Origin of the sequence: Pseudomonas viciae, assembly GCF_004786035.1 — a bacterium.
GTDB classification, from domain to species: Bacteria; Pseudomonadota; Gammaproteobacteria; order Pseudomonadales; family Pseudomonadaceae; genus Aquipseudomonas; species Aquipseudomonas viciae.
This window is the reverse complement of record NZ_CP035088.1, coordinates 427,687-449,200: the sequence shown is the minus strand read 5'-3', so window position 1 is coordinate 449,200 and position 21,514 is coordinate 427,687. Positions and strand designations below refer to the sequence as shown.

21 protein-coding genes and 1 pseudogene are annotated in these 21,514 nt (G+C 61.6%); 19 read left to right on the top strand and 3 right to left on the bottom strand.

The window, feature by feature from the left end:
- Window positions 1-145: 145 nt before the first annotated feature.
- The 10 genes from EPZ47_RS02010 to EPZ47_RS01965 all read left to right on the top strand — a co-directional run bounded on the left by EPZ47_RS02010 (window position 146) and on the right by EPZ47_RS01965 (window position 13,266).
- Entirely contained in the window at window positions 146-2,365 is a 2,220-nt protein-coding gene (locus EPZ47_RS02010) for a primosomal protein N' (RefSeq protein WP_135843305.1), read from the top strand.
- Window positions 2,366-2,545: 180 nt separating this feature from the next.
- The gene (gene argS / locus EPZ47_RS02005; RefSeq protein WP_135843304.1) at window positions 2,546-4,282 is read left to right on the top strand and encodes an arginine--tRNA ligase; all 1,737 of its coding nucleotides are present in this window, start codon (window positions 2,546-2,548) and stop codon (window positions 4,280-4,282) included.
- A gap of 1 nt (window position 4,283) precedes the next feature.
- A complete protein-coding gene (locus EPZ47_RS02000; protein ID WP_135843303.1) occupies window positions 4,284-4,979 on the top strand; it encodes an SPOR domain-containing protein in 696 nt (231 codons plus the stop codon).
- A gap of 284 nt (window positions 4,980-5,263) precedes the next feature.
- Complete coding sequence (gene hslV, locus EPZ47_RS01995; protein ID WP_003196958.1) at window positions 5,264-5,794, top strand: ATP-dependent protease subunit HslV; 531 nt, start codon at window positions 5,264-5,266, stop codon at window positions 5,792-5,794.
- 54 nt (window positions 5,795-5,848) lie between these two features.
- Window positions 5,849-7,186: an ATP-dependent protease ATPase subunit HslU gene (gene hslU, locus EPZ47_RS01990; RefSeq protein ID WP_135843302.1), complete on the top strand. Its 1,338-nt coding sequence runs from the start codon at window positions 5,849-5,851 to the stop codon at window positions 7,184-7,186.
- Window positions 7,187-7,355: 169 nt separating this feature from the next.
- Window positions 7,356-7,733, top strand: coding sequence for a gamma-butyrobetaine hydroxylase family protein (locus tag EPZ47_RS01985; RefSeq protein ID WP_135843301.1), 378 nt, complete (start codon window positions 7,356-7,358; stop codon window positions 7,731-7,733).
- A 277-nt stretch (window positions 7,734-8,010) separates the two neighbouring features.
- Window positions 8,011-9,690 (top strand): class II poly(R)-hydroxyalkanoic acid synthase, encoded by a 1,680-nt coding sequence (gene phaC / locus EPZ47_RS01980; protein WP_135843300.1) that lies wholly within the window; start codon window positions 8,011-8,013, stop codon window positions 9,688-9,690.
- 243 nt (window positions 9,691-9,933) lie between these two features.
- Window positions 9,934-10,791 (top strand): poly(3-hydroxyalkanoate) depolymerase, encoded by an 858-nt coding sequence (gene phaZ, locus EPZ47_RS01975; RefSeq protein WP_135843299.1) that lies wholly within the window; start codon window positions 9,934-9,936, stop codon window positions 10,789-10,791.
- Window positions 10,792-10,902: 111 nt separating this feature from the next.
- Window positions 10,903-12,585: a class II poly(R)-hydroxyalkanoic acid synthase gene (gene phaC / locus EPZ47_RS01970; RefSeq protein ID WP_135843298.1), complete on the top strand. Its 1,683-nt coding sequence runs from the start codon at window positions 10,903-10,905 to the stop codon at window positions 12,583-12,585.
- Between the two features lie 60 nt (window positions 12,586-12,645).
- Window positions 12,646-13,266 carry a TetR/AcrR family transcriptional regulator gene (locus EPZ47_RS01965; protein ID WP_135843297.1) on the top strand — a complete coding sequence of 207 codons (621 nt, stop codon included), beginning with the start codon at window positions 12,646-12,648 and terminating at the stop codon, window positions 13,264-13,266.
- Window positions 13,267-13,446: 180 nt separating this feature from the next.
- Here EPZ47_RS01965 and EPZ47_RS01960 read toward each other — a convergent pair whose 3' ends face one another.
- The 3 genes from EPZ47_RS01960 to EPZ47_RS01950 all read right to left on the bottom strand — a co-directional run bounded on the left by EPZ47_RS01960 (window position 13,447) and on the right by EPZ47_RS01950 (window position 15,259).
- Window positions 13,447-14,346: a phasin family protein gene (locus EPZ47_RS01960; RefSeq protein ID WP_135843296.1), complete on the bottom strand. Its 900-nt coding sequence runs from the start codon at window positions 14,344-14,346 to the stop codon at window positions 13,447-13,449.
- Between the two features lie 10 nt (window positions 14,347-14,356).
- Window positions 14,357-14,779 (bottom strand): phasin family protein, encoded by a 423-nt coding sequence (locus EPZ47_RS01955; RefSeq protein WP_135843295.1) that lies wholly within the window; start codon window positions 14,777-14,779, stop codon window positions 14,357-14,359.
- A gap of 204 nt (window positions 14,780-14,983) precedes the next feature.
- Window positions 14,984-15,259 (bottom strand): polyhydroxyalkanoic acid system family protein, encoded by a 276-nt coding sequence (locus EPZ47_RS01950; RefSeq protein ID WP_135843294.1) that lies wholly within the window; start codon window positions 15,257-15,259, stop codon window positions 14,984-14,986.
- 155 nt (window positions 15,260-15,414) lie between these two features.
- On the opposite strand from EPZ47_RS01950, the gene ubiE reads away from it, so the two are divergent.
- The 9 genes and pseudogenes from ubiE (at window position 15,415) to EPZ47_RS01905 (ending at window position 21,467) form a co-directional block, all read left to right on the top strand.
- On the top strand, window positions 15,415-16,185 hold the full coding sequence (ubiE, locus tag EPZ47_RS01945) for a bifunctional demethylmenaquinone methyltransferase/2-methoxy-6-polyprenyl-1,4-benzoquinol methylase UbiE (RefSeq protein WP_003196937.1): 771 nt from the start codon (window positions 15,415-15,417) through the stop codon (window positions 16,183-16,185).
- Window positions 16,185-16,809 (top strand): annotated as a pseudogene (locus EPZ47_RS01940) (ubiquinone biosynthesis accessory factor UbiJ). The gene ubiE and the pseudogene EPZ47_RS01940 overlap by 1 nt, the downstream one beginning before the upstream one ends.
- Window positions 16,806-18,410 (top strand): ubiquinone biosynthesis regulatory protein kinase UbiB, encoded by a 1,605-nt coding sequence (ubiB, locus tag EPZ47_RS01935; protein ID WP_135843292.1) that lies wholly within the window; start codon window positions 16,806-16,808, stop codon window positions 18,408-18,410. The pseudogene EPZ47_RS01940 and the gene ubiB overlap by 4 nt, the downstream one beginning before the upstream one ends.
- Before the next feature lie 81 nt (window positions 18,411-18,491).
- Window positions 18,492-18,890, top strand: coding sequence for a phosphoribosyl-AMP cyclohydrolase (gene hisI / locus EPZ47_RS01930; protein WP_135843291.1), 399 nt, complete (start codon window positions 18,492-18,494; stop codon window positions 18,888-18,890).
- Complete coding sequence (locus tag EPZ47_RS01925) at window positions 18,883-19,215, top strand: phosphoribosyl-ATP diphosphatase (protein ID WP_134922501.1); 333 nt, start codon at window positions 18,883-18,885, stop codon at window positions 19,213-19,215. The genes hisI and EPZ47_RS01925 overlap by 8 nt, the downstream gene beginning before the upstream one ends.
- 24 nt (window positions 19,216-19,239) lie before the next feature.
- Window positions 19,240-19,527, top strand: a complete 288-nt coding sequence (locus tag EPZ47_RS01920) for a twin-arginine translocase TatA/TatE family subunit (protein WP_135843290.1) — start codon at window positions 19,240-19,242, stop codon at window positions 19,525-19,527.
- Window positions 19,528-19,537: 10 nt separating this feature from the next.
- The gene (gene tatB, locus EPZ47_RS01915; RefSeq protein ID WP_135843289.1) at window positions 19,538-19,972 is read left to right on the top strand and encodes a Sec-independent protein translocase protein TatB; all 435 of its coding nucleotides are present in this window, start codon (window positions 19,538-19,540) and stop codon (window positions 19,970-19,972) included.
- Complete coding sequence (gene tatC, locus EPZ47_RS01910; RefSeq protein WP_135843288.1) at window positions 19,969-20,763, top strand: twin-arginine translocase subunit TatC; 795 nt, start codon at window positions 19,969-19,971, stop codon at window positions 20,761-20,763. Before tatB ends, tatC begins: the two co-directional genes overlap by 4 nt.
- Entirely contained in the window at window positions 20,760-21,467 is a 708-nt protein-coding gene (locus tag EPZ47_RS01905; RefSeq protein ID WP_135843287.1) for a 16S rRNA (uracil(1498)-N(3))-methyltransferase, read from the top strand. Before tatC ends, EPZ47_RS01905 begins: the two co-directional genes overlap by 4 nt.
- Window positions 21,468-21,514: the final 47 nt, after the last annotated feature.

The window sequence follows — 21,514 nt, the reverse complement described above, 5'->3', positions numbered from 1 at the left end:
ATCCCTGTGGGAGCGAGCTTGCTCGCGATAGCGACGGTACAATCGACATCACCGTGACTGACCCACCGCTAATCGCGAGCAAGCTCGCTCCCACATTGAATCGCGCTCAGCCCTGCGAATTTGTCCGCCTACCGAGATCCCCCGCGTGCCCGACGCCATCCTGCGCCTCGCCCTGCCTTCGCCCCTGCGCCGCCTGTTCGACTACCGCGCCCCGGCCGGGGTCCTGCGCGCCCAGTTGCACCCGGGCATGCGTCTGCGGGTGCCATTCGGCCGACGGGAAATGATCGGAATTCTGGTGGAGGTCACCGACCACAGCGAAGTGCCGGCCGACAAGCTCAAACCGGCCCTGGCCCTGCTCGATGCCACGCCACCGCTGCCCGCGGCGCTGTTCAAGCTGTGCCTGTGGACCTCCCAGTATTATCAGCACAGCCTCGGCGACACGCTGAGCTGGGCGCTGCCGGTGCTGCTGCGCCAGGGCGAACCGGCCGAGGCGCGCCAGGAGCGGTTCTGGTCAGTGGCGCCGGGCGCTTCGATGGACGACCCGCGCATCGCCCGCGCCCCGCGCCAGCGCGAGGCCTTGGCGACTCTGGCCCAGCACCCCCACGGCGTGGCCCATCAGTTGCTGAGCAAACTGATGCTCAGCAAGGACAGCCTCGATCTGCTGCTGGCCAAGGACCTGGTCCAGGTAGAAGTGCGCAGGCATGCCCCGGGCCTGCGCCATGAACATTGGCTGGCCCAGCCGGAACTGCCGCTCAACGCTGAGCAGCGGGCCGCTTGCGAGGCAATTCGCGCAGGTTTCGACAGTTATCACGCCTTTCTGCTGGCGGGCGTCACCGGCAGCGGTAAGACCGAAGTCTATCTGCAGCTGATCCGCCAGACCCTGGAAGCCGGCAAGCAAGCCCTGGTACTGATTCCGGAAATCAACCTCGGCCCGCAAACCCTGGCGCGCTTCGAGCAACGCTTCAACGCCCGGATCGCCCTGGTGCACTCGGCGGTCAACGACCGCGAACGCCTGGAAGCCTGGCTCGCCGCCCGGGACGGCGAGGCCGACATCATCATCGGCACCCGCTCGGCACTGTTCACACCGATGAAAAACCCCGGTCTGATCATCATCGACGAAGAACACGACGGCTCCTATAAACAGCAGGAAGGCCTGCGCTACCACGCCCGCGACCTGGCGCTGGTGCGCGCCCGCCAGGAAAACATCCCCATCGTCCTCGGTTCGGCGACACCGTCCCTGGAAAGCCTGCATAACGCCTACACCGGCCGCTACGGGCTGCTGCGCCTCAACGAACGGGCCGGCGGTGCCAAGCAGCCGCGCTTCCTGCGCCTGGATGTGAAAAGCCGTCCGCTGGACAGCGGCATTTCCGGGCCGATGCAACAGGCCATCGGGCAGACCCTGGCGGCCGGGCAACAGGTCCTGGTGTTTCTCAACCGCCGGGGTTTCGCCCCAACCCTGCTGTGCCATGACTGCGGCTGGATGTCCGGCTGCGAGCGCTGCGATGCGCGGATGACCGTGCATCAGCGTCATGGCGAACTGCGCTGTCACCATTGCGGCCACGCCGAGCGGGTGCCCAGGCACTGCCCGCAATGCGGCAAAGTCGACTTGCGCCCGGTCGGCGCCGGCACCGAGCGCGCCGAAGAGCGGTTGGGCATCCTGTTTCCCGATTACCCGGTACTGCGGGTGGACCGCGACAGTACGTCGCGCAAGGATGCGATGAACCAGCTGTTCGCCACGATCCAGAAGGGCCAGCCGTGCATCCTGGTGGGCACGCAGATGCTCGCCAAAGGGCATCACTTCCCCCGGGTCACGCTGGTGTCGATCCTCGACGCCGACGGCGGCCTGTTCTCCGGTGACTTCCGCGCCAGCGAGCGCATGGCCCAGTTGATCGTCCAGGTCGCCGGGCGCGCCGGGCGGGCCGAGGAGCCGGGCAAAGTGATTATCCAGACCCATCTGGCGGACCACCCACTGCTGATCCAACTGACCGAGCAAGGCTACTTCGCCTTCGCCGAGCAGGCCTTGAGCGAACGGCGCGGCGCCGGCTTGCCGCCGTTTGCGCACTTGGCGTTGTTGCGGGCCGAAGCCCACAAGCCGGGGCAAGCGGAAGCGTTCCTCGACGAGGCCTGCAGCGAGGCCGAGCGTTTGCTCGCGCAACAGAATCTCACCGGCATCGAACTATTGGGCCCGGTGCCAGCTCCGATGGAACGGCGGGCCGGACGTTATCGGGCACAACTTTTATTACAGGCCAATGCCCGGGCGCCGCTGCATCGGCTATTGAGTGCCTGGCTGCTACTGTTGGAACAGATGCCCAGCGGGCGGGCGGTGCGCTGGTCGCTGGATGTGGATCCGGTGGATTTGTATTGATTGAGCAGAGCGCAAGCTTTGCCCCCTGTGGACCGAGTGCATCCAGGCCACCAAGAATAGTCACCACATATCCCCACCCGACCCGCTACAGTTGGCAAGCCCGCCTTCGCCACGGATAATGCCCAGTTTTTCCACCAGCGCATCGAAGCGCCGCCGCGCCTGCGGTTGAAAGAGAAGACCATGAAAGACACCATTCGCCAGCTCATCCAGCAAGCCATCACCCAACTCGTCGCTGAAGGTGTGCTGCCAGAAGGCCTGTCGCCGGCGATTCAGGTCGAAAACACTCGCGACAAGACCCACGGCGACTTTGCCAGCAACATCGCGATGATGCTCGCCAAACCGGCCGGCATGAAACCGCGGGACCTGGCGGAGAAAATCATCGCCGCGCTGCCCGCCGACGATAACGTCAGCAAGGCAGACATTGCCGGCCCAGGCTTCATCAATTTCTTCCAGAACACCCAGGCCCTGGCCTCGCGCCTGGACGCGGCCCTGGCCGACGCGCGCATCGGCGTGCGCAAGGCCGGCCCGTTGCAGCGCACCGTGGTCGATCTCTCGGCGCCCAACCTCGCCAAGGAAATGCACGTCGGTCATCTGCGTTCGACCATCATCGGCGACGGCGTGGCCCGGGTCCTGGAGTTTCTCGGCGACACGGTGATCCGCCAGAACCACGTTGGCGACTGGGGCACCCAGTTCGGCATGCTGATGGCCTACCTGCAGGAAAACCCGATTACCAGCGATGAGCTGTCGGACCTGGAGAACTTCTACCGCGCCGCCAAGCAACGCTTCGACGAGTCGCCCGAGTTCGCCGACCGTGCCCGTGGCCTGGTGGTCAAGCTGCAGGCCGGCGACGCCGAGTGCCTGGCGCTGTGGAGCAAGTTCAAGGACATCTCCCTGTCTCACTGCCAGAAAATCTACGAGCTGCTGAACGTCAAATTGACCATGGCCGACGTGATGGGCGAAAGCGCCTACAACGATGACCTGATCAACGTGGTCAACGACCTCAAGGCCAAGGGCATGCTGGTGGAAAGCAACGGCGCCCAATGCGTGTTCCTCGACCAGTTCAAGACCGCCGACGACGAGCCACTGCCGGTGATCATCGTCAAGGCCGACGGCGGCTACCTGTATGCCACCACTGACCTGGCGGCCGTGCGCTATCGCAACCGCGTGCTCAAGGCCGATCGGGTTCTGTACTTCGTCGACCAGCGTCAGGCCCTGCACTTCCAGCAAGTGTTCGAAGTGGCGCGCCTGGCCGGCTTCGTGACCCATCCGATGGAAATGGAACACATGGGCTTCGGCACCATGAACGGTGCCGACGGTCGTCCGTTCAAGACCCGTGACGGCGGCACGGTGAAGCTGATCGACCTGCTGACCGAAGCCCAGGACCGCGCCTACACCCTGGTCAAGGGCAAGAACCCGGAGCTGGCCGAGGACGAACTGCGCAAGATCGCCAAGGTGGTGGGCATCGACGCGGTGAAATACGCCGACCTGTCCAAACACCGCACCAGCGACTACAGCTTCAACTTCGACCAGATGCTCAATTTCGAAGGCAACACCGCGCCGTACCTGCTGTACGCCTACACCCGCGTGGCAGGGGTGTTCCGCAAGCTCGGCAAGAGTTTCAGTGAAGTGGACGGCCAGATCGTACTTGAGGCCGCTCACGAGCAGGAGCTGGCCGCGAAACTGGCACAGTTCGGTGAAGTGCTGAACAACGTCGCCGACAAGGGCACGCCGCACACGCTGTGCGCATACCTGTACGATGTCGCCGGCCTGTTCTCCAGCTTCTACGAGAACTGCCCGATCCTCAGCGCCCAAACCCCAGAGCAAATGCAGAGCCGCCTGCGCCTCGCCGCGCTGACCGGGCGTACGCTCAAGCAAGGCCTGGAACTGCTGGGCCTGGAAACCCTGGAGCGCATGTAAGTTGGCTGCCAAGAAAAAACCTGCACCCAAGCGCGGCGCCAGTCGTTACCAGGCCCCGGCCAAAAAGCCGATTCCGGGCTGGTTGTGGATGGCCATCGGCCTGACCGTTGGCGCTTTCATTGTGTTCCTGATGAAACTGGACCCAGGCCAGGGCGATGACGTCAAGCGCGTCCGGCAAGAGCAGCAGAAAGCCACGCGCATCGCCGAGGCCAACAAGACCCCGCCGAGCCCGACGCAACCGGTGAAGCCGAAATACGACTTCTACACCCTGCTGCCGGAATCGGAAGTCATCGTGCCGCCCGACGCAGTGCCGGAGAAAACCCTGCCGACACCGCAAGTGCCCACCACCCCAGTGACCCCGGCGGAAGCGGCGAAAATCGACACCGCCCGCGCCCAGGCGGCACTGGCCGGCATTACGCCGCCACCGGCCCCACCGGTGCAGAAGGCCGCGCCGGTAACGAAGTTCTTCCTCCAGGCCGGTTCGTTCCGCAAGGAAGCCGATGCGGACAAGGTTCGGGCGCAGATCATTTTGCTGGGTCAGTCGGTGGCGGTGGAGTCCGGGACTGTGAAGGACGAAACCTGGTACCGGGTACTGGTCGGTCCGTTCAGCAACCGCGAAGAGCTGACCAAGGCCCAGAAACAACTGGCCGGCAGCGGCTTCAGTAACCTGTTGTTACAACAACGCCAGAGTCGCTGATCTCTGCCGAGAACACCTGTGGTTATGGTTTTTTTGTGGCGAGGGAGCTTGCTCCCGCTGGGCCTGTAGGAGCTGTCGAGCGGAGCGAGGCTGCGATCTTTCCCTTTTAGCTTGAGTCTCGAGCGGAAGATTAAGATCAAAAGATCGCAGCCTCGCTCCGCTCGGCAGCTCCTACGTGACTCGCACCACTCGTCCCCTCCCCCGCCCCACAGTTGAAAAAACCCGCGCCACCCCCATATGAGTTCCATCCGGGCATTTTCGCCCCGCTGCGTGGAGACTCTCCCTTGACCACCATCGTTTCAGTCCGCCGTCATGGCAAAGTCGTCATGGGCGGCGACGGCCAGGTTTCACTGGGCAACACCGTGATGAAAGGCAACGCGAAGAAAGTCCGCCGCCTATATCACGGCGAGGTCATCGCCGGGTTCGCCGGGGCCACCGCCGACGCTTTCACCCTGTTCGAACGTTTCGAAGGCCAGCTGGAGAAACACCAGGGTCATCTGGTCCGTGCCGCCGTGGAACTGGCCAAGGAGTGGCGCACCGACCGCTCCCTGAGCCGCCTCGAAGCCATGCTCGCAGTCGCCAACAAAGACGCCTCGCTGATCATCACCGGCAACGGCGACGTCGTTGAGCCCGAGGATGGCCTGATCGCCATGGGCTCCGGCGGCGCCTACGCCCAGGCCGCGGCCAGCGCCCTGTTGAAAAAGACTGACCTGTCAGCCCGTGAAATCGTCGAGACTGCCCTGGGCATTGCTGGCGACATCTGTGTCTTCACCAACCACACCCAAACCATTGAGGAGCAGGATCTCGCGGAATAAGCCTGTTTCGGCTCAACGCCACGGCTCATTCTTGCTTGAGGACCGCCAATTATTATGTCCATGACTCCCCGCGAAATCGTCCACGAACTCAACCGCCATATCATCGGCCAGGACGATGCCAAGCGCGCCGTCGCCATCGCCCTGCGTAACCGCTGGCGTCGGATGCAACTGCCCGAAGAACTGCGCGTCGAAGTAACCCCCAAGAACATCCTGATGATCGGCCCGACCGGTGTCGGTAAAACCGAGATCGCCCGGCGCCTGGCCAAACTCGCCAACGCACCGTTCATCAAAGTCGAAGCCACCAAGTTCACCGAAGTCGGTTATGTCGGTCGCGACGTCGAATCGATCATCCGTGACCTGGCCGATGCCGCCATCAAGCTGCTGCGCGAACAGGAAATCACCAAGGTTCGCCACCGCGCCGAAGACGCCGCCGAAGAGCGCATCCTCGATGCCCTGCTACCGCCGGCGCGCATGGGCTTCAACGCCGACTCCGCCGCGACCCAGGACTCCAACACCCGCCAGCTGTTCCGCAAGCGCCTGCGCGAAGGTCAGCTGGACGACAAGGAGATCGAGATCGAAGTGGCCGAAATGGCCGGCGTCGATATTTCCGCGCCGCCGGGCATGGAAGAAATGACCAACCAGTTGCAAAGCCTGTTCGCCAACATGGGCAAGGGCAAGAAGAAAAGCCGCAAGCTCAAGGTCAAGGACGCGCTGAAACTGGTGCGCGATGAAGAAGCCGGCCGCCTGGTCAACGAAGAAGAGTTGAAGGCCAAGGCGCTGGAGGCGGTCGAGCAGCACGGCATCGTGTTCATCGACGAAATCGACAAGGTCGCCAAACGCGGCAATGTCGGCGGCGCCGATGTCTCCCGTGAAGGTGTGCAACGCGACCTGCTGCCGCTGATCGAAGGCTGCACGGTCAACACCAAGCTGGGCATGGTCAAGACCGACCACATCCTGTTCATCGCTTCCGGCGCGTTCCACCTGAGCAAGCCGAGCGACCTGGTGCCGGAGCTGCAAGGCCGCCTGCCGATTCGTGTCGAACTCAAGGCGCTGACGCCGGAAGACTTCGAACGCATCCTGAGCGAACCCCATGCCTCCCTCACCGAACAGTATTGCGCGCTGCTCAAGACCGAGGGCCTGAACATCGAGTTCACCCCGGAAGGTATCAAGCGCCTGGCGCAGATCGCCTGGCAGGTCAACGAGAAGACCGAGAACATCGGTGCCCGTCGCCTGCACACGCTGCTCGAACGCCTGCTCGAGGAAGTGTCGTTCAGCGCTGGCGACCTGGCCAGCACTCACAACGAAGCGCCGATCCTGATCGACGCCGAGTACGTCAACAGCCACCTGGGTGAATTGGCACAGAACGAAGATCTGTCGCGGTATATCCTGTAAGGAGCAATTACAGGCGAACGCAGACCTGTGGGAGCGGGCTTGCTCGCGAATGCGGTGTAACAGTCAACATTGCTGTGACTGACACTGCGCATTCGCGAGCAAGCCCGCTCCCACATTTGACTGTGTCGTTTTATAGATCAAGGCTCCCTTCAGAGACGGATCAGAAGCCATGACCAAACTCCCCACCGCCATCAACCTGCACAAAGCCTCCAAAACCCTGACGCTGAAATACGCGCCGGACGAGGAGTATCACCTGCCCGCCGAATTCCTGCGGGTGCATTCGCCTTCCGCCGAGGTCCAGGGCCATGGCAAACCCATCCTGCAATACGGCAAGCTCAACGTCGGCCTGAGCAAGGTTGAACCGGCCGGCCAGTACGCACTGAAACTGACCTTCGACGACGGCCACGACAGCGGACTGTTCACCTGGGACTATCTCTATCAGTTGGCGGTACGCCAGCAAGACTTGTGGAACGATTATCTTGCGGAGCTCAAGGCAGCCGGAAAAACCCGTGACCCGAACGAATCTGTCGTCAAGCTAATGCTCTAACTCAAGGGCTGGCGCTTTAGGGCGAATTTTCTAGACTCATCTGCTTGAATGCCCGCGCGGCAACGTCAATGACTGGCCTGCTTGCGAAAAAAATTAAACTCGGGTAACCAATGGAGCTGGCAAGTTCCCTGCAAAGGAACCGTCGAGTTCCTTGCACAAGTTTCCTCATTGGCCTCGATGCGGAATTAACGGTCACCCGAGCAGCGTACCTGGAATTGGCTGTGTGGCTTTACGGCACAGTCCGGGTACTCGTCTGAAGGACAATGGAGCGTCGTAGATGAGCAACAAGAACAACGATGACCTGAAGTACCAGGCCTCGGAAAATACCCTGGGGTTGAATCCTGTCGTCGGCTTGCGCAGAAAAGATCTGCTGGCCTCTGCCCGAATGGTGCTGACCCAGGCCATCAAGCAACCGCTGCACAGCGTCAAGCACGTCGCCCATTTCGGCGTAGAACTCAAGAACGTCCTGTTCGGCAAATCCGCACTGCAACCCTCGAGCGATGACCGTCGTTTCGCCGACCCGGCGTGGAGCCAGAACCCGCTCTACAAACGTTATCTGCAAACCTACCTGGCGTGGCGCAAGGAGCTGCACGCCTGGATCGACGACAGCAACCTCTCGCCGGCGGACATCAGCCGCGGGCATTTCGTGATCAACCTGATGACCGAAGCCATGGCCCCGACCAACTCGGCAGCCAACCCGGCGGCGGTCAAGCGTTTCTTCGAAACCGGTGGCAAGAGCCTGCTGGACGGTCTGTCCCACTTGGCCAAGGACCTGGTGCACAACGGCGGCATGCCGAGCCAGGTCGACATGGGCGCATTCGAAGTCGGCAAGAGCCTGGGCGTGACCGAAGGCGCCGTGGTGTTTCGCAACGATGTGCTGGAACTGATCCAGTACCGCCCCATCACCGAGCAGGTCCACGAGCGCCCGCTGCTGGTGGTACCGCCGCAGATCAACAAGTTCTACGTCTTCGACCTCAGCCCGGACAAGAGCCTGGCGCGGTTCTGCCTGCGCAGCAACGTACAGACCTTCATCGTCAGCTGGCGCAACCCCACCAAGGAACAGCGTGAGTGGGGCCTGTCGACCTACATCGAGGCGCTCAAGGAAGCGGTGGACGTGGTCACGGCCATCACCGGCAGCAAGGACGTGAACATGCTGGGCGCCTGCTCGGGCGGTATCACCTGCACCGCGTTGCTGGGTCACTACGCCGCCCTCGGCGAAAAGAAGGTCAACGCCCTGACCCTGCTGGTCAGCGTGCTCGACACCACCCTGGACACCGACGTTGCGCTGTTCGTCGACGAACAGACCCTGGAAGCGGCCAAGCGTCACTCTTACCAGGCCGGCGTGCTCGAGGGCCGCGACATGGCCAAGGTTTTCGCCTGGATGCGCCCCAACGACCTGATCTGGAACTACTGGGTCAATAACTACCTGCTGGGCAACGAGCCGCCGGTATTCGACATCCTGTTCTGGAACAACGACACCACGCGGCTGCCGGCAGCGTTCCACGGCGACCTCATCGAGATGTTCAAAAACAACCCGTTGATCCGACCCAATGCACTGGAAGTGTGCGGCACGCCGATCGACCTCAAGCAGGTCACTGCCGACATCTTTTCCCTGGCGGGCACCAACGACCACATCACACCGTGGAAGTCCTGCTATAAGTCGGCGCAGCTGTTTGGTGGAAAAGTGGAATTCGTGCTGTCGAGCAGCGGTCATATCCAGAGCATCCTCAACCCGCCGGGCAATCCCAAGTCACGCTACATGACCAGCGAAGACATGCCAGCCAAGGCCGAGGATTGGCAGGAGAACTCCACCAAGCACACTGACTCCTGGTGGCTGCACTGGCAGGCCTGGCAGGCCGAGCGCTCGGGCAAACTGAAGAAAGCCCCCACCGTGTTGGGCAACAAGGCTTATCCGGCCGGTGAAGCGGCGCCCGGCACTTATGTGCATGAGCGGTAACGGATGCAAGTTGTTTGGTATAGGGGTGGGTTTGCTCACGAAAGCATTCCGGCAGCCGACATTGATGTTGAATGCAGGGCCGTCTTCGCGAGCAAGCCCGCTCCCACATTTGGATCGACCGCGAACCTGAAACTCATGTTCACACCGAACCCCATGTGGGAGCGGGCTTGCTCGCGAAGGCAGCGACTCGGTCTGACAGATCGAACACAGGTAAACCGAGACATGACCCACAGGGCTTGAAGCATGCCGCAACCGTACATTTTCCGTACCGTCGATCTGGATGGCCAGACCTTGCGCACCGCGGTACGTCCCGGCAAGCCTCACTTGACGCCCCTGCTGATTTTCAATGGCATCGGCGCCAACCTGGAACTGGTATTCCCGTTCATCGAGGCTCTGGACCCGGACCTGGAAGTCATCGCCTTCGATGTGCCCGGTGTCGGCGGTTCGTCGACGCCCAACCGGCCGTATCGCTTTCCAGGCCTGGCGAAACTCACCGCGCGCATGCTCGATTACCTCGACTATGGGCAGGTCAACGTGATCGGTGTGTCCTGGGGTGGTGCCCTGGCCCAGCAGTTCGCCTATGACTACCCTGAGCGCTGCAAGAAACTGGTACTGGCGGCCACCGCCGCCGGAGCGGTGATGGTCCCGGGCAAGCCGAAAGTGCTGTGGATGATGGCCAGCCCCCGGCGCTATGTTCAGCCATCCCATGTGATGCGTATCGCCCCGCTGATCTACGGCGGCTCGTTCCGTCGCGACCCGAGCCTGGCGGCCAGTCACGCGGCCAAGGTCCGTTCGGCGGGCAAGCTCGGTTATTACTGGCAACTGTTCGCCGGCCTGGGCTGGACCAGCATCCACTGGCTGCACAAGATCCACCAGCCGACCCTGGTGCTGGCCGGCGACGATGACCCGCTGATCCCGCTGATCAACATGCGCATGCTGGCCTGGCGCATTCCCAACGCCCAGCTGCACATTATCGATGATGGCCATCTGTTCCTGATTACCCGGGCCGAGGCCGTGGCACCGATCATCATGAAGTTTCTGGAGGAAGAACGTCAGCGCGCGGTCATGCACCCGCATCCCGCGCCACAGGGTGGTGGCTGACACCACCCATAGCGCCTGGCAGGACGCCGGATCGCGCAACAACCCGAAACAGCGACTATGTTGTCTGGTTCGGTGTGTTTGTTTTTAGCTTGATGACGAAGGAGTTGACTCATGCGCGACAAACCGGCGAAGGGCTCCATGCCCACCCCTGCCAACTTCATCAATGCACAAAGTGCAATCACTGGCCTGCGCGGCAGGGACCTGCTGTCTACTTTGCGCAGCGTAGCCGCACACGGCTTGCGCAACCCAATTCACAGCGCCCGGCATGCATTGCGGTTGGGCAGCCAGTTGGGCCGTGTGCTGCTGGGAGAAACCCTGCACCCTACCAACCCCAACGACCAGCGCTTCGCCGATCCCACCTGGCAGCTCAATCCGTTCTACAGCCGCAGCCTGCAGGCATACCTGAGCTGGCAGAAACAGGTCTGCAGCTGGATCGACGAAAGCGACATGAACCCGGATGACCGTGCCCGCGCGCATTTTGCCTTCGCCCTGCTCAATGACGCCGTATCGCCCTCCAACACCTTGCTCAACCCGCTGGCACTCAAGGAACTGTTCAACTCCGGCGGCAGCAGCCTGGTGCGTGGCATCAGCCACATGGTGGACGACCTGCTGCACAACGACGGCTTGCCGCGACAAACCACGCCCCATGCCTTCGAAGTCGGCAAGAGTCTGGCCACCACCCCCGGCGCGGTGGTGTTTCGCAATGAGATGCTGGAGCTGATCCAGTACAAGTCCATGAGCGAAAAGCAGTACGCCAAACCACTGCTGATCGTGCCGCCGCAGATCAACAAGTTCTACATCTTCGACCTGAGCCCCTCCAACAGCTTCGTCCAGTACGCCCTGAAAAACGGCTTGCAGGTGTTCATCATCAGCTGGCGCAACCCTGACGTGCGCCACCGCGAATGGGGCCTGTCCAGCTACGTCGAGGCCACGGAAGAGGCCATGAACGTCTGCCGGGCGATCACGGGGGCCCGCGAGGTCAACCTGATGGGTGCCTGCGCCGGCGGAATGACCATTGCAGCCCTGCAAGGCCACCTGCAAGCCAAACGTCAGCTACGCCGGGTGGCGAGCGCCACCTACCTGGTGAGCCTGCTGGACAGCCAGATCGACAGCCCCGCCACGCTGTTCATCGATGAGCAGACCCTCGAAGCCGCCAAACGGCGCTCCTACCAGAAAGGCATCCTCGATGGCCGCGATCTGGCCCGGGTATTCGCCTGGATGCGCCCCAACGACCTGATCTGGACGTACTTCATCAATAACTATCTGCTGGGCAAGGAACCGCCAGCCTTCGACATCCTCTACTGGAACAACGACTGCACCCGGCTGCCAGCAGCCCTGCACGGCGACCTGCTGGACTTCTTCAAGCACAACCCCCTTACCCACCCTGGCGGCCTGGAGGTCTGCGGCACGCCGATAGACCTGCAGAAAGTGACGGTGGACAGTTTCAGCGTGGCCGGTATCAACGACCACATCACGCCGTGGGATGCGGTATATCGCTCGACGCTGCTACTCGGTGGCGAACGGCGCTTCGTGCTGTCCAACAGCGGTCACGTCCAGAGCATCCTCAACCCGCCGAACAACCCCAAGGCCAATTACGTTGAAAGCCCGAAACTGAGCAGCGATCCACGGGCCTGGTACTACGACGCCAAGCACGTCGACGGCAGTTGGTGGACCCCATGGCTGAGCTGGATCCAGGAACGCTCCGGTGCCCAGCATGAAACCCTGATGACCCTGGGCAACGCCAACTACCCACCCCAGGAAGCGGCTCCCGGAACCTATGTGCGCGTGCGCTGAACGCCTCACTCCACGACCGGGTTGGCGGTCGTGGCACGACTCCATCACTAAGAAGACCGGATGAAAACCCGCGACCGCATCCTTGAATGCGCCCTGCAGTTATTCAATGACAAGGGCGAACCGAATGTTTCCACCATGGAAGTTGCCAACGAAATGGGCATCAGCCCCGGCAACCTCTACTACCACTTTCATGGAAAGGAACCGCTGATCCTCGGGCTGTTCGAGCGATTCCAGGCCGAGCTGGCACCACTGCTGGACCCACCCGCCGATGTGCAATTGGCGCCGGAAGACTACTGGCTATTCCTGCACCTGATCGTCGAGCGCCTGGCGCAGTACCGGTTTCTGTTCCAGGACCTGTCGAACCTGGCCGGGCGCCTGCCGAAACTGGCCAAGGGCATCCGTCAGTTGCTCAATGCCCTGAAGCGCACCCTGGCATCGCTGCTGGCGCAGCTCAAGGCCCAGGGCATGCTGGTCAGCGACACCCAGGCGCTGGGACAGTTGGTCGAACAGATCACCATGACCTTGCTGTTCTCGCTGGACTATCAGCGGATCCTCGATCGCGAGGGCGAAGTCCGGCTGGTGGTCTACCAGATCATGATGCTGGTGGCCCCGCACCTCCCGCCAGCGACCAAGGTGGCGACCGAGCGACTGGCATTGCGGTACTTGGAAGAGCACGAATAAGTAACCTGTGGGAGCGAGCTTGCTCGCGAATGCGCAGTGTCAGTCAGCAGTGATGTAGCTGATACTCGGCATTCGCGAGCAAGCCCGCTCCCACATTTGGATCTGCTGTACATTCAAACGCACACTCAAATAAAAACGCCCGACCTTCACAGGCCGGGCGTTTTTGCGTGTCCTTAAAAATCAGGACTGGGTGGGAGGCGTCGATGGAGCCGGCGCGGTAGTCGGAGTGGCGACTGGGGTCGGAGCTGCGGCGGAGTTCGCTGTGCTCGTCGGGGTCACCGGCTTGGCGGCCGCGGTCGGCGCCTTCGGTGCAGCTACTTTTGGCGCGGTCGGTTTTTTCACCGCCGGTTTTTTCGCCACGGCAGGTTTGGCAGCCGCTTTTGCCGCAGGCTTGGCGGCTGGTTTCGCTGCAGGTTTGGCCGCAGCAGGTTTGGCCGCCACAGTTTTAGCGGCTGGCTTGGCTGCCGCTTTGACCGCGGGCTTGGCCGCTACCGGTTTGGCAGCAGCTTTCGCGGCAGGCTTGGCAGCAGCGGTTTTAGCCGCTGGCTTGGCCACTGCTTTTGCCGCCGGTTTGGCGACGGCTTTTGCCGCGGCCTTGACCAGTGGCTTGGCCGCCGCTTTGGTGGCCGGCTTGGCTGCTGCTGTCTTGGTCGCTACCGGTGCGACCTTGGCCCCAGTGAGTTTTTCGATCTGCTTGGTCAGGGTATCGACCTTGCTGTGCAGCGCCTTGACTTCATTGCGGCTCGGCACGCCCAGACGCGAGATCGCACTGTTCAGGCGCTTGTCGAAAGCCCCTTCCAATTCGTCCCACTTGCCCAGTGCCCGATCCTTCACGCCGCCAATTCGCGACTTGGCGGACTCGGCAGAGTCCTTGGCCGCATCGACTTGTTTGCCGACCGCCGTCTTGGTGAGTTTTTCGGCCTTCTCGCCGTCCTTAACCAGGGCCTCGAAGAGCTTGCTGCCGTCAGTGTCGATCTTCGAGTACACGCCTAAACCAGCAAGCCAGATTTTGCGGGAGTATTTTTCAATCTTCCCAGCCCACGAGCTGCCTTCTTTTTCGGTGATTTTTTTACCAGCCATCCCGTTCTCCTTAATGTTTACGCGCGACACGTTCGAGCAATGCTGTCAGCTCATCGAGCTTAGCAGAGAGTGTCTCAACGTCATGTTTAGACGGAATGCCGATACGATTCAAGGCACTTGCAACACGGGCATCAAATACCTTCTCGACTTTATCGAGCTGCACTTCAACCCGGGCCTTGAAAGTATTGACGTCTGTCTTGACTTCACTCAACTCGCTGTTGGCTGCTTCAAGTTTTCCGGCAATGTTCTTTTTGCCTTTTTTTTCAATAACTTCGCCAGCTTTTACCAGCTCCTGAAAGTACTCGGTACCTTCCTGCCCGACCTTGGTGTAGGCGCCCAGGCCCGCCAGCCAGATCTTGCGCGCGTACGTTTTCACGTCGCTGAGCGTGGAAGATTCAACGTCGGTTTTTTTCTTCAGAATAACTTTGGCCATGGTGCACCTCACTCGAAAACAGGTTTGAGGAACTGCCCGCACACGGACGGGCTCAGGCACAAAGTAGTGAGAATATTTAGAAAGGGCACCCTAACAACTGACAGACATCCTATTGGCGATGACTTCTCTGTGGGAGCGAGCAAGCCCGCTCCCACAGAGTAGGTGGTGAAATTAAGCGTTGTATCCACCCACTCTTCCATCCAATCAGGCCAACGCCTTATCCAACGCCTTTTCGATTTCCGCCTTGATCGTGCCGCTCATGGCCGACATCAACATGCCCAGCTCTACATCGACGCGGATCGAATCCTCGCCCACATGCACTTCGCCCTTGACCCCGGAACGCTTGAGTTTCAAGGTATCGCCCACCCACTGCGGCTCCAGGCCATAGCTGTCGGACAGCTTCTGCGCCAACTTGTCGGCTTTCTCACGTGCCGCTTCCTTGCCCAACTCATGGGCACGCTCAACCGTTATACGGGCCATCTGATGACTCCTGTTTTATCGAGACTTGCCTGTACGTTTCAGACCAAGGCTGCGTCAAAACGTCCCGGCGATGGCTCATCTTACCTGCAGCCTTGCCAAGACAAAGCCCTCCACCGGGATTAGAATGTCCCGCATTCTTTTTTGGTGACCGCGATATGACTGATCAGCGCAAAGGCAGCGATGCCGAACCCACCACTCACTTCGGCTTCAAGAACGTGCCGGAAAGCCAGAAGGCGGAAAAAGTCGCTGAGGTTTTCCACTCGGTAGCCGCCAAGTATGACTTGATGAACGACCTGCTCTCGGGCGGCATGCACCGTCTGTGGAAGCGTTTCGCGATTGAACTGTCGGGCGTGCGCAGCGGCAATCGTGTGCTGGATATCGCCGGCGGTACGGGCGACCTGACGAAGAAGTTTTCCCACATCGTCGGGCCGACCGGCCAGGTGGTGCTCGCCGACATCAACGAGTCCATGCTCAAGGTCGGTCGCGACCGCCTGCTGGACCTGGGTGTGGCCGGCAATGTCGAGTTCGTCCAGGCGGACGCTGAAAAACTGCCGTTCCCCGACAACCATTTCGACTGCGTGACCATCGCTTTCGGCCTGCGCAACGTCACCCACAAGGAAGACGCCCTGCGTTCGATGTTGCGGGTGCTCAAGCCCGGTGGCCGCCTGTTGGTGCTGGAATTCTCCAAACCGACCAACGCGCTGATGTCCAAGGCCTACGACGCCTACTCATTCGCGTTCATGCCGCTGATGGGCAAGCTGATCACCAACGACTCGGAAAGCTATCGTTACCTGGCCGAATCGATCCGCATGCACCCGAATCAGGAAACCCTGAAATCGATGATGGTCGAGGCCGGTTTCGACCGCGTGACCTACCACAACATGACCGCAGGCATCGTGGCCCTGCACCGCGGTATCAAACCCTGATGCTGCTCACCGGCCTGCTCGCCAGCGTCGAACTCGGTATCAACCGCGTGCTGCGCCTGGACAGCACGGCGCTAGCGCGCCTGGCGCACTTGAGCGGCAAAGTGATTGCCCTCGACTGCCGTAGTCCGGCGTTGCAGTTGTTCATCCTGCCCAGCGACGAAGGCCTGTTGCTCGCCGCGCATTGGGCAGCCGAAGCGGACTGCACCTTGCGCGCCCCGGCGTCGAGCCTGCTGAGCCTGGCCCTGAGCAAGGACAAGACCGCGGTGCTGCACAGCCCCGACGTGGAGCTCGACGGCGACAGCGGCGTGCTGCTGGAACTGGCGGCGATTCTCCAGGACCTGGAGCTGGATTGGGAATACGAAGTGTCCCGCTGGATCGGTCCGGTGGCCACACAATTGCTAAGCGGTCATCTGCGCAGCCGCAGCCGCTGGTATCGCCAGGGCTTCGCCAGCCTGGGGCAGAATCTGAGTGAATACCTGGCCGAAGAATCGCGTACTCTCGTAGGTCAACGCGAAGCGCAAGCCCGTTTTAATGAACTGGACCAGATCAAACTTGACCTGGAACGTCTCGAGGCGCGTTTCGAGCGCCTTTCCCGAACCCTTGAAACCAAGCGATAACGCATGAAGCTGCTTGCCGTCCGCCGTTTGTTGCGCATCCAGCGCGTCGTGATTCGCTACCGCCTCGATGACCTGCTGTTCGCCCTGCCGCTGCCCTGGTTTCTCCTGGCACTGCGCTTCGTGCTGCCGTGGCGCTGGTTTCCCCGCCGAACGCTGGAGCTGAGCCGCGGCGCGCGCCTGCGCCTGGCCCTGCAGGACCTGGGCCCGATCTTCATCAAGTTCGGACAGATCCTCTCGACCCGGCGCGATCTGTTGCCTGAAGACATCGCCGATGAGCTGATGAAGTTGCAAGACCGCGTGCCACCGTTCGATTCCAAGGTATCGGTGGCGTTGATCGAAGAGCAACTGGGCAAGAAGATCAGCGAGGTCTTCAGCCGTTTCGACGTCGAGCCCCTGGCCTCGGCCTCCGTGGCCCAGGTTCACGCGGCGCAGCTCAAGAGCGGCGAAGAAGTGGTAGTCAAGGTCATCCGCCCGGGCCTCAAGCCGATCATCGCCCAGGACCTGGCGTGGCTGTTCATCCTCGCCCGCGCCGCCGAGCGGCTGTCGGCCGACGCACGGTTGCTGCATCCGGTGGACGTGGTCCAGGATTACGAAAAGACCATCTACGACGAGCTCGACCTGCTGCGCGAAGCCGCCAACGCCAGCCAGTTGCGCCGCAACTTCGAAGGCTCCCCGCTGCTCTATGTGCCGCAAGTCTACTGGGACTGGTGCCGCCCGAAAGTGTTGGTGATGGAGCGCATCTACGGCATCCAGGTCACCGACCTGGCGACCCTGGCCGACCAGCGCACCGACATGAAACTGCTGGCCGAGCGCGGCGTGGAAATCTTTTTCACCCAGGTGTTTCGCGACAGCTTCTTTCACGCCGACATGCACCCCGGCAACATCTTCGTCAGCACCGTGCAGCCGTGGAGCCCGCAATACATTGCGATTGACTGCGGCATCGTCGGCAGCCTGACCCCCGAAGACCAGGATTACCTGGCGCGCAACCTGTTCGCCTTTTTCAAGCGCGACTACCGGCGTGTCGCACAACTGCACATCGACTCCGGCTGGGTGCCGGCCGAGACCAAGCTCAACGAATTCGAAGCGGCGATCCGCACCGTATGCGAACCGATTTTCGAAAAACCGTTAAAGGATATTTCCTTCGGCCAAGTGCTGATGCGCCTATTCCAGACCGCACGGCGCTTCAACATGGAGGTTCAGCCACAGCTGGTGCTGCTGCAGAAAACCCTGCTGAACATCGAGGGCCTCGGGCGCCAGCTGTACCCGGACCTGGACCTGTGGAACACCGCCCAGCCGTTCCTCGAACGCTGGATGCGTGAGCGCGTCAGCCCGCGCACCTTACTGGGCAACGTGCAGAGCCAGTTCGAGCAGATCCCGCACCTGGCCAACATGACCCGCGACCTGCTCGAACGCATGTCCCAGCCGCATGCCCACGATCCTGCGCCACCCTGGCATAAGCGCCGGGACGACTGGCTCCTGCGCCTGCTGGGTGCGGCTCACCTGGGGGGCGGGGCGGTATTGGCGACTGGTGGACCGTTGAGCCAACTGGGGCACTGGCCGGCCGGTATCATGATAATCGTCGGTTTGTATCTGGTCGTTCGCCGATAGCCAGCACCGGTTCGCGCTGGCACACTGTTTCAACGCTGGGCCCGCCGACTTGAAGTGCGCGGCCCATTGTCGGAGTCGAAGATGAAAAACTGGCAGGACGAGATCAAATGGGACGCTGACGGCCTGGTGCCGGCCATCGCCCAGGATCACAAGACCGGGCGCGTGCTGATGATGGCCTGGATGAACCGCGAAGCGCTGTCCCTGACCGCCGCCGAGAACCGCGCCATCTATTGGTCACGTTCCCGTGGCAAGCTGTGGCGCAAAGGTGAAGAGTCCGGGCATGTGCAGCATCTGCACGAGATGCGCCTGGATTGCGACGGCGACGTCATCATCCTGATGGTCGAACAAGTCGGTGAAATTGCCTGCCACACTGGCCGTCAAAGCTGCTTTTATCGCGTCTTCGAGAACGGCGACTGGAAAACCGTCGACCCGGTGCTCAAGGACCCGCATGCCATTTATTCAGGACATACCCATGAGTGACACCCTTATCCGCCTGGCCCAGGTGCTGGAAGAGCGCAAGGGCGCCGCGGCCGACAGTTCCTATGTCGCCAGCCTGTACCATAAGGGTTTGAACAAGATTCTGGAGAAAGTCGGCGAAGAGTCCGTGGAGACCATCATCGCCGCCAAGGACGCCGCCATAAGCGGCGATTGCAGCGACGTGATCTACGAGACCGCCGACCTGTGGTTCCACAGCCTGGTCATGCTCGCCCAACTGGGGCAGCACCCGCAGGCCGTACTGGATGAACTGGACCGTCGTTTCGGTCTATCCGGACACGTCGAGAAAGCCTCGCGTCCGTCCGCCTGATCAACTTACAAGAGGAATAGCCACATGGGTATTTTTGACTGGAAACACTGGGTCGTCATTCTGGTTGTCGTGGTCCTGGTGTTCGGCACCAAGAAACTGAAAAACCTCGGCACCGACGTCGGTGAGTCGATCAAGGGCTTTCGCAAAGCCATGAACGATGACGAAAAACCGACCGATCCGACAGCCGCTCCTGCTCAATCGGCGCAGCCGACCCAACCGGTCCCCCCTCAGGCCGCCCAGCCTGTAAATGCGCCGCACACCATCGACGTGCAGGCACAAAAAGTCGAAGAGCCCGTCCGCAAAGACTCGTGAGCACTGACTAATGTTTGGGATCAGCTTCACTGAACTGCTGCTCGTCGGCCTCGTCGCCTTGCTGGTGCTGGGCCCCGAGCGCCTGCCGGGTGCTGCGCGCACTGCTGGTCTATGGATCGGGCGTCTGAAGCGCAGCTTCAATGCGATCAAACAGGAAGTTGAACGTGAAATCGGTGCCGACGACATCCGTCGGCAGCTTCACAACGAACACATCCTGTCCCTGGAGCAGGAAGCGCGGAAAATCTTCACGCCGGCCCAGGAGGAACCGACCCCGGTCCAGCCTGCGGCGCAGCCGACGATTGCTCCCCAGGCGCCGGTGAATACCACGGCACCGGTGGTGGCCGAACCCGCGACAACCGAGCCCGCGAAACCGCTGGAGCCAGCCCCGACGGTGGCAACGCCAGCCGTTCCTAACGACCCTACATTGCCGCCGCGAGCCCCATGAGCAATATCCCAGAGAACGACCAGCCAATGCCGCTGGTATCGCACCTCACCGAGTTGCGCACCCGCCTGCTGCGTTGTGTCGCGGCGGTTTTCGTCATCTTCGCCGGGCTGTTTGCCTTCACCCAGCAGATCTACACCTTCGTCTCCACGCCTCTGCGTGAGTATTTGCCGGTCGGCGCGACGATGATCGCCACCGATGTGTCGTCGCCGTTCCTGACGCCGCTGAAGCTGACGATGATGGTCTCGCTGTTCCTGGCGATCCCGGTGATCCTGCACCAGATCTGGGGGTTCATCGCACCCGGCCTGTACAAACATGAAAAACGCATCGCCGTGCCACTGCTGGTGTCCAGCATCCTTTTGTTCTATACCGGCATGGCCTTCGCCTATTTCTTCGTGTTTCCGCTGATCTTCAAGTTCTTCGCCGCCGCCACCCCTGCGGGCGTGGAGATGATGACCGACATCACCAGCTACCTGGATTTCGTCATGACGCTGTTCTTCGCCTTCGGCGTGGCGTTCGAAATTCCCGTAGCGGTGGTACTGCTAGTGTGGATCGGCGTGGTCAACGTTGCGTACCTGAAGAAAATCCGTCCGTACGTGATCATCGGCTGCTTCGTGGTCGGCATGATCCTGACCCCGCCGGACATCTTTTCCCAGACCCTGCTGGCCGTGCCGATGTGGCTGCTGTTCGAGATTGGCATCCTGTTCGGTGGCCTGATCCGCAAGCGCAGCGAAGACCCGCAAGAGCCAGCGGCCGACGATCACAACGACCAGCCGCCAGCGACCCAAGCGTGAACCTGCTGCTGCTCGAAGAGGCCGACTTCATTGGGCCTGACCGGGTCGTGCTGAGCGATCGTCGATTGACCCACATGCAGGAAGTCCATCGCAGCGCTGTCGGCGACAGCCTGCGGGTCGGACGCATTGGCGGCTTGATGGGCACGGCCCAGGTGCTGCGCCTGGAAGCCCGCGAAGCCGAACTGCAAGTGACCCTCGACCAGCCACCGCCGGCCAAACTGCCGCTCACACTGGTGCTGGCGCTGCCTCGCCCGAAAATGCTTCGCCGGGTGTTCCAGACCATCGCCACCATGGGCGTGCCCCGCGTGGTGCTGGTCAATAGCTACCGCGTGGAAAAGAGCTTCTGGCAGACCCCCTTCCTGGAACCCGAAGCCATTCGCGAGCAACTGATTCTGGGCCTGGAACAGGCCAGGGACAGTGTGTTACCGGAAATCGTCATTGAGAAGCGCTTCAAACCCTTCGTCGAAGACCGCCTCCCCGCCATCGTCGATGGCACCTTGGGCCTGGTGGGTCATCCCGGCAACTACCCGCCCTGTCCCCGAGCACTGGCGGAGCCAGTCACCTTGGCGATCGGCCCGGAGGGTGGCTGGATTCCCTACGAGATCGACCTGCTGGCCAAGGCAGGCCTGCAGCCGGTGCAACTGGGCGATCGGATCCTGCGGGTCGAGACCGCGGTTACAGCACTGCTCGCACGACTGTTCTGATCCAGTGGCTTGCCACGGTATTCCAAACTCATCTAACTCATTTCTCC